This is a genomic window from Croceicoccus sp. (assembly GCF_983967925.1).
The window spans coordinates 20,536-36,336 of record NZ_CFETID010000002.1 but is presented as its reverse complement, the minus strand read 5'-3'; the positions used below and the strand labels follow the sequence as shown (position 1 = coordinate 36,336).

Genomic DNA, 15,801 nt, shown 5'->3' with positions numbered 1-15,801 from the left:
CGGATCATTCGGGTAGCAGCGCCCTGCCTTCGAACCGCGCGACGGCGTGGCGCACGACCTTGTCCAGCGCTTCTTCGGAAAAGAACCCGCCGGGAATCAGGCAGCGTTCGATCAGCACGCGCCGGAATGCCGCGAAGGTGTCCTCATCGGGCGCGACCGGATCGTTCCAGAACGCATCCAGCCCGTTCTGATAAGTGATGTCGGGAATGTCATAGACCGCGTGGCCCAGCACGACGACGGGCACGCCCAGCGCCAGCGCCAAAGTGCCGCTGGTGCTGTTGATCGTCACCATGCCGCGCGAATGCGCCGCGACCGGCACGATATCGCCCCAGCCGATGTAATCCACGCGTTCCGAAATGCCGAACAGGGCGGCAAGGCTATCCGCTTCTTCCCGCCAGTTGCGCACCCCGTTGTCGAGCGGATGCTCCTTTACAACCAGCCGCGTATGCGGCGGCGCGTGGCGGGCGAAGGACTCGAAGACCAGGCGCATCGCGTCCGCGACGCCCGCGAAAGGCGAATGCAGCCGGATCTGCGCATCGCTGTCGAGCTGTAGCGGGAACAGGTAGTAGTCGGGCTTCTCGACCAGCAGCCGTTCGATCAGGGCGGTGGCATGTTTGCGCACCTTCTTGCGGCGGGCCAGCTTGCGCGTCCATCCCACACCCTCGATCACTGGGTGCCATGGGCGATGATTGGTCCAGTGCGGATAGAAACGGCGCGTGAAGATGTCGGCGCAGTTATACAGCAGCCCTTCCATCGCGCGCCTCCGGAACGAGAACGGAACCTGCTGATGTGCGGGAACGGGCGGCAAGGCGGCGGCCGTCTTGCGATACCAGTTCGGGTCGCGCGGCAATTGCGAATGGCCATTCACGCCGCCCAGTTCCAGCGTCACCCAGTCGGGCCTGATATAGCCTTCCTCGAACACGTGGACGGGAACCTCCATCTCGCGGCAGACGGCGGTGGCGGCGAGGTGATGGACGCGGCAATCGCCGAACAGCACGACATCGGTCACCTGCTTTTCGCTCAGGATGTCGCGGAAGGCCCCGGACCATTGCTCAAGCGATCCGCGATACTCGATGCCGCCGGGCAGCCGCCAGTATAGCCGGTCGCCGCCGTTGAAGTTCACCTTGTGAACGTCGTGCCCCGCATCAATCAGCTCCTGCCCCAGCCTGCGGAACAGGGGACCCATCAGGCCCTGCAGCAGCAACACGCTGCGCTTTGGGGCGTGGCTGCGCGAATGCGGTCCCGCGACTGCCAGCTCCGTGGCCACGTCAGGCGCACGCGCATCCCCGGCGCCGTCAGCCGGCTGCGCGGCAGCGGCTTTCGCGGGTGAAGCGGTATTTTCTTTGTCTATCGAACGAAACATGTGCCTTTGCCGCTACTGCGTTCTGGCCGGAAATCCAAGATTGCCCGGCACGGTTCATCGCAATAGACGGATCCAAAGCGGACCAACCTTGACCCTGCGCTGAACTATGCGCAACGGACATGGCCCTGATGACATGTTTCAACCGGACCTTCGCGTCCTGACGGATCCCTCGGTGATCGGACCTATACTGCTGTTGATCCTTCCGCTGGTGGCAGGTGCGCTGGCGCTCGACTGGCTGGTGCGGCCGCGGCCCTTGCGCCGTTTCGGCCTGCCCTGGCGCAGCGCAAAGGGTGCTGTCCTGCTCACGCTGGTTAGCACGGCGCTTTATGGTGGGTTCCTGGCGCTGTGCGGCAATGCCGGTCTGTCGGCGCTGCTGGCCTTCGCGCTGTTGGCGTTGCTGGCGCTGGCGTCGAACGCAAAGCGGGCCATGCTGGGCGAGCCGCTACTGTTTTCCGACCTTGCGCTGATGGGCGCGATATTCCGCCATCCGCAATTCTACCTATCCGCTCTGTCGGGCTGGCAAAAGCTGGCAATGGCGGCGGTGGCGGCGTTGCTGGCGCTGGCGCTGGCGTGGTTGTTCGTGGCCGATCCGGTACCGCATGGCATCGGGGCGGGGCTGGCGCTGGTCGGTGTTGCGGCGCTGACCTCTATCCTGCGGTTGCCGGGTTTTCGTGCGCTCGCACCGCGGCCCGATCCCGATGCGGACATGACGCGTCTGGGGCTGGTTCCAACGCTGATCCTGCATTGGCGGCGCTGGCGCGAAATGCCCGATGCCCCGCCATGCCCGCCCGTTCAGAGGAGCGCCATCGCCCCCGGCCTCGCCCCGCCCGAGCTGATCGTCGCGATCCAGTGCGAATCCTTTGCCGATCCGGTTGAGCTCTTTGGCGATCCCGCGATGGCTCTGCCGGGGCTGACAGCGGCGCGCGCCGACGCGTGGCATTGGGGCAATCTGCTGGTCAGCGGGTTCGGCGCCTACACGATGCGCACCGAATATGCGTTGCTGTTCGGGCGCGAGGAGAGCGATCTGGGTTTCCGCCGGTTCGATCCGTTCCTGACGGCGCTGCGCGACAGTTCGTATGCCTTGCCGATTCGGCTGCGACCGGCGGGGTGGCGCAGCCTGTTCATCCATCCGCACGACATGCGCTTTTACGGTCGCGACCGGATCCTGCCCGCCAGCGGATTCGACCGGCTGGTCGGCGAGGAAAGCTTTGCCCCGCCCGCAAAGGGCGAGGGTCGCTATGTCACCGACGCGGCCATCGCGCACGAGATCCTGACCCGTGCAGCCGAAGCGACCGATCCGACGCTGCTTTATGCCGTGACGATCGAGAACCACGGCCCATGGTCGGCGGACAAGGACGCGGCGGCGCAGGGATCAGACAGCCGCTCGCCCGGTCTCCTGGTCGAGAAATATCGGAGGCTGGTGGGCAAGGGCGATACGATGCTGGCCGAATTGCGCGCCGGGATCGCGGCCCTGCAGAGGCCCGCCCTTCTGGTCTTTTTCGGCGATCACCGGCCCAGCATTCCGGGTGCCAGCGAACCGGGCGGCAACCGTCACACGCCCTATGTGGTGCTGCGGTTCGATGCTCGCGGACAGTTGGTCAAAGGGGATGGGCAGCCCCGCGACCTGACGCCCGCCGCGCTGCATCATCTGATCCTCGACAATGCGCTGGGCGCCGTGGTCTCCGTTGCCGATTGATCGGCGCTTCCCGCCTGTCTCGACAATGCCGTGCAGCGCGTGATAGCGCTAACACCCGATAACAGGAACGAGGGGGGTGGATCGGTGAAGTATCGCAGGCTCTGCGTGTGGACGGGCGCTTTGATCGGCGCGCCGATGCTGTTGGCGGCGGGGCCGGAAGACAGCGGGGAACTGACGCTCGATCCCGACAAGGGCTATCTATCCGCCCATGGTCTCGACGTCATCGTGTTCGACGACATCTATCCCGATGGGCACCAGACCGGCGTCACCATCGTTCAGCACGGAAGCCGGGTTGCGGCGAACGGCGATGTCCGGCTTGAACCGGAACCCGGCCAGTGGTCGCCCATGCCCGTATCGGCGGGTGAGCGGACTATCGATCCGGCTACCGGAACCATCCGCCAGACCCTGCGCTATCCGGACCCTGCCAAGAACGGTAAGGGTTTCAATCCGATCTTCTATCCCGACCTCGACCTTGCCTACACGGTTTCGGTGACGCCTGCGGGTGGCAATTCCTTCCGCGTGAGCGTCGACCTCGACAAGCCGCTGCCGGCGGAATGGGTCGGGCGCGCCGGTTTCAACATGGAGCTCTTTCCCGGCGAATTGTTCGGCAAGGCATGGCTGCTGGACGATGCATCGGGCCTGTTCAATCGCCAGCCTGAGGGGCCGCTGGTCACCGCAGAGGGCGGCAAGGTTCCGGTGCCGCGCAACGTGCAGGTGAACGGGCCAGTGCAGGACCCCAACGGCCAGGTGCTGGCCGCCCCGCTGGCGAGCGGGCAACTGCTGACCGTCGCGCCCGATGCTGATCTTCAGCGGATCCAGTTCCGCAATGTCGGGCAGGGCGAACTGCAGCTGATCGACGGCCGCTCGGCGCATAACAATGGCTGGTTCATCGTGCGCACCCCGATCCCGGCAGGCGTCACGAAGGGCGTGGTCGAATGGATCGTCACCCCGAATACCGAACAGGACTGGCGATATGAGCCCGTCATCCAGGTATCGCAGCTTGGCTATGCCCCCACGCAGCCCAAGCGCGCGGTGATCGAGACGGCATCCGGCAGCGCGCCTGCGGGCGAGGCCACGCTTTACCGCCTGACGGCTTCCGGCCGCGAGAAAGTCAAGGCGGCCGCGCCTGCGAAATGGGGTGACTTCCTGCGCTATGACTATGCCCAGTTCGATTTCAGCGCGGTGCAGCAGCCGGGGCTTTACGAGATCGAATATGGCGGTTCGACCTCGCACGTTTTCCGTATCGACCCGCAGGTCTTTTCGCGGCACGCGTGGCAGCCGACGCTGGAATATTTCCTGCCTGTCCAGATGTGCCACATGCGGGTGAACGAGAAATATCGCGTTTGGCACGGGCTCGACCATCTTGACGATGCGCTGATGGCGCCGACGGATCTCAACCATATCGACGGTTATGTGCAGGGGCCCACGACGCTGACGAGATATGCACCGGGCGATCACGTGCCTGGGCTGGACCGCGGCGGGTGGCACGATGCGGGCGATTACGATCTGCGCGTGGAATCGCAGATCGGCACCACATACATGCTGGCCAAGATGGTCGAGGAATTCGGGCTCGACTATGACGCGACCACCATCGATCAGCAGAACCGGCTGGTCGAGATCCACGACCCCGACGGCGTCAATGACGCGGTCCAGCAGATCGAGCACGGGCTGCTCACGGTTCTTGGCGGCTATCGCGCGCTCGGGCGCCTCTATCGCGGGATCATCACGCCCAGCCTGCGGGCCTATGTGATGCTGGGCGATGCGGCCAACCATACCGACAATGTCTCGAAAAAGCCGGTGGACGGGCTTGGCCTCGACACCAGTGGCGACCCGATCCGCTGGGACGACCGCTGGGTTTTTACCGAGAATAATCCGGACCGCGAACTCTATACTGCGGGCGGTCTGGCCGCGGCCGGGCGAGTGATGCGGGCGAATGGTTCGCCGCTGGGGCGGGAAGCCATCGACGCCGCCGCCGCGATTACCGCAGCGGCGCTTGGCAAGTCGGAGAACACCTCTAACCGGACCTTCGCGCTGGCCGAACTGGCGCAATCGACCGGCGATGAACGCTATATCGCGCAGCTTGCCGCGATGGAGGGTGAGATCATCGCCGATGTGGCGGGCAGCGCTTGGCGGCTCGCTTCGATCGAGGATAGGCTCCCCACAGGTTTCCGGCAGCGCCTTGCCGCCGCCGTCGCCGAACACCAGCGCAAGGTCGAGGACAGTGCCCGCACTGATAGCCCCTATGGCGTGCCCTATGAACCCGAAATCTGGGGCGCGGGCTGGACGATCCAGTCGCTGGGCGTGCGCCAGTGGTTCTTCCACAAGGGGTGGCCCGATGCGACGTCGCGCGACGGCTTCCTCAATGCGCTCAATTTCGTGCTGGGCGTCCATCCGGGCGCGAACGGGGAAAGCTTCGTTTCCGGTGTCGGGGCGGATTCGCCGATCGTGGCCTATGGCGTGAACCGGGCGGACTGGTCCTATATCCCGGGCGGCGTCATTTCAGGCACCAATCTGGTGCGGCCGGACTTGCCCGAACTGAAGGAATGGCCGTTTTTCTGGCAGCAGGGCGAATATGTGATGGGCGGTGGCGCGACGAACTACATGTTCCTCGCGCTCGCGGCGGACGCGCTTTATGGCGGGCAGGGCAATCCGCCGGAATGATCAGGCTGGCGTGGCGAGTGCAGTTCTGCTGCGCGGTCGCCCCCGCATGGCGACGTAGCCGGCCATAACCGCTGCATAGGACAGCCAGAAGATCGCCGTCAGCGGTGCCTCGTTCCCCAGCGTCATACGCGCCGCGAAGCTGATCGCCAGCGCCACCGGCGCGCCCACCACCACGCCGCTCCACAATGCACGCAATCGCGGCTCGTCGTGACCGCGTCGGCGGCGCTTGCCCAGCCAGATATAGGTGCCCGTCGCACAAACCGCCGTCAGCGCCGCGCCGAACAGAACATAGGCAAGCTTGACCCAGATACCGCCGAATGTCCCGAAGTGTAGCTGATAGATGGAGGCCGCCGCTTGCTGGCCCCAGTCGCCGTCCGCCAGTCCCGCCGTGCCCATAAAGCGTCCATCCGCGTCGAATCCGTAATATTCGCCGAAAATCAGCCGCTTGTCGTGCAGGGCGATGATCTGCACATGCTGGCCGCGCGTGAGCGGATCGTGCAGGATGGCGTAGCTCGGTTCGATCTCGGGATGGTTCGCCGTCATATAGGCTAGCGCGGCGGCGACATCGGGTGCGGGAGCGGGCGCGTCGTATTCTTCCGGTTCGTCGCCGAAGATCGGCGCATAGACCGCCGCGACGTCGCCTTCGTAGTAATTGGCGGCAATCGCATAGGCGGTCACGGTCGCCAGCCCGATCAACGCCCCCGTCAGCGCGATGGCGATGCCAAACGGCAGGGTCCAGACGCTGAGCCGGTTATGCCAATCGGCAAGCCCGACGCCGCCCGGATTGCGCGCCCGAAACCGGAATGCATCGCGGAAGATGCGCGGCAGCGCGACCACGCCCGACAGCGACAGCGCCATCATCATGACGCCCAATATGCCGACGATGGTAATGCCCACCAGTGAAGGCAGGTTCAGCGTGTAGTGCAGCTGGACGAGGAAATCGGACCACGCGATTTGCTCGGGCATGGCAAGATCGCCGTTGGCAGTCAGGTGCATGGCTTCGGTGTCGGTGGTGATCGTCGCACGGGGCAGGTCTTCCACGGGCAGATGCACGTAGAGATGGGTGGTCGGTGCCTCCGCCGGCTGGCGGCCGAGCACGGTTTCGACGGCCTTTTGCACCGCTGCGGGCGTGATGGATGTCATCTCGGGCGCATCGGGCTGCTCGATGCGTTGCAGTTCGGCATAGAACACCGCGACCGTGCCCGTCAGCGACACCAGATAGAGCAGCGCGCCGGCGATAAGCCCGATGGCGGCATGGGCGGACAGGGCTCGCTTCACCGTGCCGGCTTCGACGGGCTTGCTCATGTCATAGCTCCTGACAGGACCGGGGGAAGGGCAGTCAGGATCGTCCCGCCCAGAATCGCGAATTGCCGCTTTCGGCTGCCGGTCATCAGCAGAAGATAGGCCAGCATCGTCCAAACCAGCGGCGCCGCGAACAGCGCGAGGACCGAGGCATTGCCCTCTGCCGCGCCGCATAGCAGCGCGGCCCAGCGGACGAACAGGGCGGCTGCGATGGACGCCGCCATCGACAGCACCGCGACAATCGCAAAGGTCAGCACGCGCCCGCCAAGACGCAGCGGCTCCGTGCCTTCGGGCAGCATGCCAGCCCGCCGGTCGGACGCGCGCCTTACCGAGGGCTGCGCCGTCCATCCGGCGACGGCCAGCAGCACGAAGGCGGTTGCCGTCGCCCACAGCGAGACGACCGTGATCCCCCACGCACCTGCCGCGACCGCCCCGCACAGCACGGCGGCAGCCAGCGCCGCCCAGCCTGCGGCATTCAGCATGCGCGACCGTCCAGCGAGGCCCCAGGACAGGCGCAGCACGAGCACCCCGGCGACGGCCAGCAAATAACCGGTGAGGAGGATCACGTCGCCCATCGTCAGAACCGATAGCTCACGGTGCCGAACACATTGCGCTCGCTGCCCATGAAGCAATCGCCGCGGGCGAGGCAGGCGGAATAATAATCCTTGCCCAGCAGGTTCGTCGCGTTGACCGCAAGGCTCCAGTTGCGCCAGCTGACTTCGGCGACCGCATCGACCAGGGTGAAGCCGGGCGTCGTGATGCCGTCGGGGAAGGCGGGGCCATAGGACTTGTTCTTGCCGACATGACGCACGCCTGCGCCCAGCCTTGCGGTCGTCTCGCCGCTCAGGCGAAAGTCCTTCATCGCCCAGAGCGAGGCATTGAACTTTGGCACATTGTCGAGCTGTTGGCCGGTATCCTCCACTTCCGCCTCGTTATAGCTGGCGTTGGCGATCAGCAGCAGTTCGCCCGGCAGCGTGGCATTGGCTTCGAACTCGACGCCCTTTGACGTCAGCGATCCGATCTGCAGCTGGCCGTTCAGGACGATGTCCGGGTCGTCCGGGCTGGGCACCACGGCGGCGATGGGGCGGTTCGCTTCCTTGATGTGATAGGCGGTTGCGGTGACGAGGATGCGATCGGTCGGGTGCAGCTTCACCCCCGCCTCGAACTGGCGGCCCGTCTTGGGGACGAAGGGATCGCCGTAAAGGTCCGCGCCGCTGATCGGCTCGAAGCTCTCGGTATAGCTGAAGAAGGGCGAGACGCCGGTGACGACTTCGCCGATAACCCCGGCCCGGAACGTGGTCGCGCCCTGGTCATAGACTTCCTCGCCGAAAGAGGTCGAGCGGGCCTCGTCGCGCCGGACGCCCAGCACCACCGAAACGCGGTCCCACAGGCGGATCTGGTCCTGCAGGTAAAGGCCGATCTGGGTCTGCTTCGTGTCTTCCAGGACGCTGTAGAGAAAGCCGGGATCGCCGGTTATCGGGATCGAGCCGCCATAATCCGACAGCGCATCGTAATCGATGTCGTAGATGTCGATCGGCTCCAGCGCATAGCCGCTGTCCTTGCGGACCCGGTTCCAGCTGTAGTCGACGCCCGCCAGCAGCGTGTGTTCGACCGCATCGCCGGTGCGGAAATCGTACTGCAGATTATTGTCGGTCGAAAAGATCTCCATGTTCGCAAGGCTGCCGCTTGCGTAATTCGAGATCAGCCGCTGCTCCTCGTCCAGATAGGGATCGAGCGGGTTCGAATAGCTGTTCGGATAATGGGTGAAATAGTCGAGGTCGCTGTCGATATAGCGCGCCTTGGCATTCAGCGTCAGGTCTGGCGAGAAGGCGTGGCTGGCGATCACCGTTCCCTGCAGCAGGCGGCCGTCATAGCGGTCCCAGCCGGGCTTGCCGATGAAGAGATCGTTGCCCAGCTGCCCGTTCGGATTGGGCAGGATCGTGCCAACCAGCGGCAGGAACTGCGACGTCGAACCGCCATCGTCCTCCTGATAAAGGCCGATCAGCGTAACCTGCGTGGCATCGGTCGGCGCAAAGGTCAGGGAGGGCGAGAACAGCACGCGGTCATCGGGCACATTGTCGGTCTGCGTACCCGAATCGCGCACCCGCGCCACGACGCGGCCTGCCAGATTGTCGGTGATCGGACCGGTGATGTCGGCCAGCGCTTCCTTGCGGTCGAACGATCCATAGCGCAGCGACACCTCGCCGCCGGTTTCGAACTGCGGGGTCTTGGACACCATGTTGATAATGCCGCCCAGCGAACCCTGACCGAACAGGACCGAAGCGGGCCCGCGGATGATTTCGATGCGGTCGAAATTATACGGGTCGGCGCGAATGCTGGCGTAAAAGCTGAAGATGTCGCGCATGCCGTCACGGAATTGCAGCGCGCTGATCCCGCGTACCAGCGCCCCGTCGACGCGGCTATCGGGGCCGTAGGGATTGGCGGTGACGCCCGCGACGTAATTCAGCGTGTCGCTGACCGAGATGGCGCCCTGCGCCTCGAACACTTCGTCCTCGATGATGGTGACCGGCTGCGGAACCTCGATCAGCGGCGTGTCGGTCTTGGTTGCGGACGCGCTTTCCTGCTTTGCGCCGGACACGACGATGTCGCGCGGCTGCTCCGCTTCCACCGCGTTTTCATTGGCGAGGGCAGCGACCGGCGCGAGCATGGTGGCCGACAGGATCGAGAATTTCAGCAATTGCATGGGGTCCCCTTCGTTTGATGGGGCTGCAAGTAATGCGAGTCATTCTCAGTTGCAACAGGGTATTTCCACTTATCGGGAAATGTCATGTACGCAATTCAAAAGCGAAAAGCAGGCGCGAGCGCCCGTTGTTTGCTGGAAGTGCAGTCCGTGCTTTTTAGCTCGGGACCCTGCGCAGGGTCAGACCGCAAGGGCGCGTAGCAGCCGGTCCCGCAGAGGCGCGGGCAGAAGGCGGTCCACCAACCTGAGTATCGAGAAGGGCCACGGCGTCACGTAATATCCCTTGCCGGCCAGCGCTGCCCGCGCGATGCGGCGGGCTGCTTCATCGGCGCTCAGCAGCATGGGCTTGGCCCCCGGCACGGCGCGCCCGGCTGCGGTGTCGATGAAACCCGGCGCGGCCAGCGTCACGCTGACGCCCAGCGGCGCGGCGGCTATGCGCAAGGCCTGTGCATAGCGGGCCAGCCCCGCCTTGCTGGCAGCATAGGCGGCGGCAAAGGGAAGCGCGTGCTGCCCCGCCGCCGATCCGATCAGCACCACCCGTCCGCCGCCGCGCTTTGCCATGACGCCGGCAAGCGCGCTGGCCATTGCTGACGGAACGCTGAAATTGATCTGGCCAAGGCGCAGCGCCAGTTGCGGGCTTTCGATGGCATCATCCGGTGCGCGCGTATCGCCGCGTCCCGCCACCAGATAGGCCAGATCGAAAGGAAAACGCTCGTCATCCTCCGTCAGAGCGCGCAATGCAGCGTCTCCGTCGGCGAGATCGAGCGAGCGTATCTCGACCGATGCCCCCTTGGCCCGGCACTTCGCTGCAACTTCCTCCAGCCTCGGCAGATCGCGGCCCCACAGGCACAGGAACACCCCTGGCGCGGCATGATGGCGGGCCAAAGCCCAACCCAAGCCGCCCGATGCGCCGCTAACAAATATGCGTTCTGGCGGGCCGAGGCGGCCTAAAGTGCGACCTGTTTTCGACATCTTGCAGCTATCTGCCCCGTAATGGTGCCAATTCGATGCGAAGCGCTTGACAGGGAGTTCCGCGTTCTGTCCAGACTTGGGGCGATGAAACGCGCCGCATCCATCGATAACCGCATGGCTTTGTTCCAGAATGCATGGCTGGAACGGCTGACGGTCGTATCCGCATTCTGGTTCCTGGCGACCTGGGCCGTCCTGCTGCCCCTGATCGCGCTGGCGGGCTGGGGCGCGGTCGAACCGCTGCAGGGGCTGGGTCTGATCGCGGCGGGGCTATTGGTGTGGAGCCTGTTCGAATATGCGATGCACCGTTACCTGTTCCACTGGACAGGCCGGTTCGCGCCGCTGAGGGCAGTGACCTTCCTAATCCATGGCAGCCACCATGCTCAGCCGAATGACCGGCTGCGCAATCTGATGCCGCCTGTCGTCAGCATACCGGTGGGGCTGTGCATCTGGGGTATCTTCGCGCTGCTGCTGGGCGATGCGGGAACGTGGCTGTTCCTGGGCTTCATGATCGGTTACGTGATCTATGACCTTACCCATTTCGCCTGCCATCAATTGCCGATGCGCGGCCGGCTCGCGCGGGCGATCAAGCGGCATCATATGCGCCATCACCACATCGACAGCGATGCGAATTTCGCGGTGACGCTCATCGTGTGGGACCGCCTGTTCGGCAGCAGGGTGCGCTCGCTGAAACGCTGAGGGTTCAGCGGCGCAGCGTTTCGATGGCCTTGCGCGCGATATCCATATGCGCAGGCCAGTCCGGCGCATGCCAACCGCCGATTCGCGCGATCTGTTCCTTGTAGAGCGTTCCGCCGTCTGGCGCGGCATGGTCCATGATCGCCTGCCGCCAGCCCGGACCATCCAGCGGATCGCGGTAATCGGACACGTCGCCGCCCACCTCGCGATGGGCAGGCAGATCGCTGGCGATGACGGGCGTGCCTACGCTCAGCGCCTCGGCAATCGGCATGCCGTACCCTTCGGCGAAGGAGGGCATGACGAGCGCGCGCGCACCGCGCAGCAGTCCGGCCAGTTCGCGGTCGGAACAGCGGTTAATCTCGGTCACATGCGGTTTCAGCGCCTCGCAGCGATCCAGCAGGTCTAGGATCTGCTCGTTCTCCCATCCCCGGCGCCCGACGATGACAAGGCGAGGGATCGATTCCGCGGGCAGGCTTTCGGCCATCTGCCGCCATAGATGGAGCAGCAGCAAGTGGTTCTTGCGCGGCTCGATCGTGCCTAGGCAGAGGAAATAGGGCCGCTTGTCGTCGAAGCCGAAAGGCGGCGCTTCGCTCACGGGCTCCGTACCCAGAAGCGCGACATGCATGGGCGGGACCTTGTGCCCGTTTGCGCCCATCCAGCGGGTCAGCGATGCGCCGGTCGCCTGCGAATTGACGATCACCGCATCGGCGTGGGTCGCCACCGTATCCATGCGCCTTGCGTGCAGCTCCGCCCCGCCGGGACGCGCATATTCGGGATATTCGATCGGGATCAGATCGTGAACCAGAACGAGGTAGCGAGCCTTCTCACGCGTCAGTATTCTGCCGACCTGACCCTTTCGCGTGAGATGATGCGGCGAGACCTGCACCAGCACACCGCCGGGTCCGCTGCCGCGCCCAATCCCGCGCGCAATGGGACGCAGGGCCGTCAGCCAAGGCACAGCCGATCCCAGCGACCGCTGGCGGCTGTCTTCCTTGTCATGCGCCCAGCGCCGTTCCAGCTCGTCGAGATAGGCGAGCGCCGCCTCTCTCTTCAGCCTGCCGTAGGGGCCCGAGGGATGCACGGCAGCAAACGACAGATCCTGCCCATATGCGTCCAGCAATCCCCGCGCATAGGCCATTTCCACGCGGTCCACGCCCGACGGCGTGACATGGCGCACACGCGAAATCAGGCGCGAGATGTCGAGTATCACGCCGCTCATCGCGAGCCTGGCTTTAAGCGGCTGCGCAAGCGGGACATGGCACGGCCCTGCCAGCGGCGGAGCGGCCCGACCCATCCCTGCCGGTTGACCGCGCTATCCTGCGACATGCGGGCCACCAGCGTTTCAGGCGGGCAAGGCAGGCGCGTCACGGGATCGAGATAGCGCGGATAGAGAATGAGCACAGCAGCCACTAACTGGTCGATATCCAGCTTGCGCCCCCGCCGATCGGGAACCGGACCCAGATCGCGCGTGAGGCCCCAGCCTGCATAGAAGGGCGTGCCGTGGCAAATGACCTCGCGACTGCGCATCAAAGCCTCGAACCCGGTCAGCGAGGTCAGCACATGCACTGCATCGACCCGGTCGAGCAGCGCCGCCATGCTGCCTCCGCGCATGATGCGGTCGGCATGGATCATCGCGTCCTCGTCCGCCACCGCGCCGCGCCTGTGGCCGGCATCGACATCGGGATGGGGCCGCCACCAGATTTCGGCATCGGGCTCAAGCGCGCGGACGCGGCGCAGCAGTTCGCGATTGGACGTGAGCCCGCCGCCGCCTTCCAGCACCGACATGTCATCCTCGACCTGACCGGGCACCAGCACCACGCGGCGGTCCGTGCGCGGGGGCAGGGCGCTGTCGTCGCGGCCAGCGGCATATTTGCTGATCCCTGCGGACAGGATGGTCTCCGCCAGCGCGCGAGCGCGGATCAGCAGCTCCTCGCTGAAATCGGCAGTGGCGAGGATGTCCTCCAGCGCGCTCGGTGCCGACGGGTCGAAATGAATGCCGCGCCGGTCGACGATGATCGACGATGGCGGAACGAGATTGCTGCCCAGCCCGACCGAACGCACGAAGCCGTCCTCGACCCGCACGACCGGAACGCCCTGTCGCTCCGCATCGGCCAGAAGCGCGGGAGACACGCGCGAGGGCCAGATCGCCAGCGCGCCGCCTCTCTTGGCGGCGACGGCAACGGCGCGGCGCGGGCTGGATACGATGCGCAGGCGCTGGCCGGGGGTCCAGAGGAAATGGCGGATTTCGGCGCGCTTCCACCATGCGATGCCGCTGGCCGCGACGATGGTATGGCCGGGTTCGCCGCGATTGGCGTCGATCGTGCGGCGCCAGTCGGCAAGCAGTGCGATGGCTTGCCGCGCGTTCAGCCACCCACTGCCGAAGGGATCCGCCATCCCGCGATTCAGCGCCGCAGCGGCGCGCGAATCCAGCGTTTCGGCATCGTCGCCGGGCTTGCCGTATCGTCCGGGTGCAATGATTTCGACCCGCACCCCGGCGATCCGCGCAATCGCCAACCATTCGTCATCGCCATGCGCGCGAATAAGGCCGGTATCCGGAAGCACCGACCATGGATCGACGTCGCCCGCGCACAGCACCTCGCCGCTTGCGCCCAGTTCGTGAAGCAAGCGCCGCAATGCCGGATCGCGCACGATCCACAAGGTCGCGGCGCGGTCTAACAAGGGGAGCAGCTTGCGCACATCGGAAAGGCTGCGCGGACGAAAGACGACCTCGAATGGCGAGGTCGGCCGTGCACGCGGTCCCCAGAAATCACCGCCGACGCGGGCCTGCCTGACCTGCTCGAACAGCGCCTCGCGGTCCGCCGTTGCAAGGGGCGTATCGGCGGGGGGTGCGGAGCGCTGCGAGCGCACGGGCAGGCCGCCCGGAAACGTGGGCGGGCGCAGCAATGGTTGTGCGGTCATGGCCGGATGCCCCAGCCTTTCAGTTCCAGCGCACCCTTGGCATCGCGTGTGATCACGCCGTAACCCCCCGTCGGCAATTTCAGCGTCCCCGCCGCCGTTGCCGCATCGGCAAGCCCCGGATCCGCCATCAAGGCAAAGCGCGCCGCGCCATTGCTGGTGACGAGCAGGATATGACCGCTTTCGCCGCCCTGCGCAAACAGCGCGCGCCACGCGGCGATACGCGCATCAACATCGACTTGCCAATCGGGGGGCGGGACTGCCCGCGCGTCCCATCGGGCCAGCGCCTCGGCACCGATGCGGGCGGTTATGGCCTCTTCGGTGGCGTTCTCGTCGGGGCCGTGGTCGATCTCGCGCAGGAAATCGGCTGTTTCGGGGGACGGGCCGCCGCCCGGCTGATGCGACAGGATGGCCTCGGCCGTCTGGCGCGTGCGCAGCAGCGGCGAGATCAGCGCCTTGGAAAACCGGACGGATGCCCCCGCGAAATGCTCGCCCAGTGCATCCGCTTGCGCCTTGCCCTGCGCCGTCAGCGGCAGGTCGGTGCGCGCTCCGATGCGGCGCGGCGGTTCACCGGCTTCGAACGTATTGCCATGGCGGACGATGATGAACATGACGGCCAATGCCCGGCGTCAGGCCGGTCCGATCTCTGTGGATACTGGAGTCGCAGCATCTGCCGGAAACGGATCCCCAAGCCGCGTGATCGCGTCCTCGGCCAGCGCGAGATCCTCAGGCGTATCGATGCCCGACAGCGCATGTTCGGGCGGGTCGACCGGCACGGTGGCGATGGTCCAGCCATTCTCGATAAAGCGCAATTGCTCCAGCCCTTCCAGCGCCTCGTAATGACCCTGCGGCGCGGCGGCGAACCATTCCAGCGCTTCCGTCCGATAGGCATAGAGACCGAGATGCTGCCACACGGGTGAGACACCGCTCTCGCCGCGCAGCCGCGCCTCGTCCCTTATCGCGGGAAGGATCGACTTCGAAAACCACATGGCGCGGCCTTCGGCATCGCGTACGCAGGTCGTCCCGCTGAAGGGCGCCGCCAGCTTGTGCGCGCGAAGCCGGTCGAGCCGTGCCCAGTCGAGCCGATAGACCGGCGTCGCGACATCGGCCGAACCCGTGCGCAGCGCGCCGATCAGAAGGGCGATCGTGGCAGGCGCGACGAAGGGTGCGTCACCCTGAAGGTTGATCACATGGGCTGGTCTGGACGCTTGCTGCTGCGCGGCGGCAAAAGCGCGCGCCGAACCGGAATTGCAATCGGGCGAGGTCATGGCGACACACGCGCCCAATTCTTTCGCATGATTGGCGATGCGCTTATCATCGGTGGCGACAACGATTTCGCAATTGCCCGCCACGCGTGCCGCGGCCCTTGCATTGGCCAGCACGCGTTCCAGCAGGGTTCGTCCCGCGATGGCCAGCAAGGGTTTGCCCGGCAGGCGGGTCGATCCAAATCGGGCGGGAATCACTATCAGCGCGCGCGCGGACGTGTCACTCCCGGGC

At 65.6% G+C, this 15,801-nt stretch carries 12 protein-coding genes; 3 read left to right on the top strand and 9 right to left on the bottom strand.

All coding sequences use genetic code 11. The features are described 5' to 3' along the window. Positions 1-4: 4 nt before the first annotated feature. Positions 5-1,267, bottom strand: coding sequence for a capsule polysaccharide biogenesis protein (locus tag AC4FIJ_RS01515; protein ID WP_490334967.1), 1,263 nt, complete (start codon positions 1,265-1,267; stop codon positions 5-7). 268 nt (positions 1,268-1,535) lie between these two features. Between AC4FIJ_RS01515 and AC4FIJ_RS01510 the strand changes: the two genes are divergently transcribed. Then, positions 1,536-3,059, top strand: coding sequence for an LTA synthase family protein (locus tag AC4FIJ_RS01510; RefSeq protein ID WP_490334966.1), 1,524 nt, complete (start codon positions 1,536-1,538; stop codon positions 3,057-3,059). Between the two features lie 84 nt (positions 3,060-3,143). Beyond that, complete coding sequence (locus tag AC4FIJ_RS01505) at positions 3,144-5,720, top strand: cellulase N-terminal Ig-like domain-containing protein (RefSeq protein ID WP_490334965.1); 2,577 nt, start codon at positions 3,144-3,146, stop codon at positions 5,718-5,720. Here AC4FIJ_RS01505 and AC4FIJ_RS01500 read toward each other — a convergent pair whose 3' ends face one another. The 4 genes from AC4FIJ_RS01500 to AC4FIJ_RS01485 all read right to left on the bottom strand — a co-directional run bounded on the left by AC4FIJ_RS01500 (position 5,721) and on the right by AC4FIJ_RS01485 (position 10,695). Then, positions 5,721-7,025, bottom strand: a complete 1,305-nt coding sequence (locus tag AC4FIJ_RS01500) for a PepSY-associated TM helix domain-containing protein (protein ID WP_490334964.1) — start codon at positions 7,023-7,025, stop codon at positions 5,721-5,723. It lies immediately after the preceding gene. Next, on the bottom strand, positions 7,022-7,597 hold the full coding sequence (locus AC4FIJ_RS01495) for a hypothetical protein (protein WP_490334963.1): 576 nt from the start codon (positions 7,595-7,597) through the stop codon (positions 7,022-7,024). Before AC4FIJ_RS01495 ends, AC4FIJ_RS01500 begins: the two co-directional genes overlap by 4 nt. Positions 7,598-7,599: 2 nt before the next feature. Next, a complete protein-coding gene (locus AC4FIJ_RS01490) occupies positions 7,600-9,726 on the bottom strand; it encodes a TonB-dependent siderophore receptor (RefSeq protein WP_490334962.1) in 2,127 nt (708 codons plus the stop codon). Between the two features lie 177 nt (positions 9,727-9,903). Then, a complete protein-coding gene (locus AC4FIJ_RS01485) occupies positions 9,904-10,695 on the bottom strand; it encodes an SDR family NAD(P)-dependent oxidoreductase (protein WP_490334961.1) in 792 nt (263 codons plus the stop codon). A gap of 114 nt (positions 10,696-10,809) precedes the next feature. Between AC4FIJ_RS01485 and AC4FIJ_RS01480 the strand changes: the two genes are divergently transcribed. Continuing rightward, positions 10,810-11,391 (top strand): sterol desaturase family protein, encoded by a 582-nt coding sequence (locus AC4FIJ_RS01480; protein ID WP_490334960.1) that lies wholly within the window; start codon positions 10,810-10,812, stop codon positions 11,389-11,391. 4 nt (positions 11,392-11,395) lie between these two features. On the opposite strand, the gene AC4FIJ_RS01475 is transcribed toward AC4FIJ_RS01480, so the two are convergent. Genes AC4FIJ_RS01475 through kdsB form a run of 4 tightly spaced genes read right to left on the bottom strand, consistent with a single transcriptional unit; the run spans position 11,396 to position 15,770 of the window. Beyond that, positions 11,396-12,607, bottom strand: coding sequence for a glycosyltransferase family 4 protein (locus AC4FIJ_RS01475; RefSeq protein WP_490334959.1), 1,212 nt, complete (start codon positions 12,605-12,607; stop codon positions 11,396-11,398). Next, the gene (locus tag AC4FIJ_RS01470) at positions 12,604-14,307 is read right to left on the bottom strand and encodes a capsular polysaccharide export protein, LipB/KpsS family (protein WP_490334958.1); all 1,704 of its coding nucleotides are present in this window, start codon (positions 14,305-14,307) and stop codon (positions 12,604-12,606) included. Before AC4FIJ_RS01470 ends, AC4FIJ_RS01475 begins: the two co-directional genes overlap by 4 nt. Then, positions 14,304-14,915: a histidine phosphatase family protein gene (locus AC4FIJ_RS01465; protein WP_490334957.1), complete on the bottom strand. Its 612-nt coding sequence runs from the start codon at positions 14,913-14,915 to the stop codon at positions 14,304-14,306. The genes AC4FIJ_RS01470 and AC4FIJ_RS01465 overlap by 4 nt, the downstream gene beginning before the upstream one ends. 18 nt (positions 14,916-14,933) lie before the next feature. Beyond that, positions 14,934-15,770 carry a 3-deoxy-manno-octulosonate cytidylyltransferase gene (gene kdsB, locus AC4FIJ_RS01460; protein WP_490335138.1) on the bottom strand — a complete coding sequence of 279 codons (837 nt, stop codon included), beginning with the start codon at positions 15,768-15,770 and terminating at the stop codon, positions 14,934-14,936. Between the last annotated feature and the right edge of the window lie 31 nt (positions 15,771-15,801).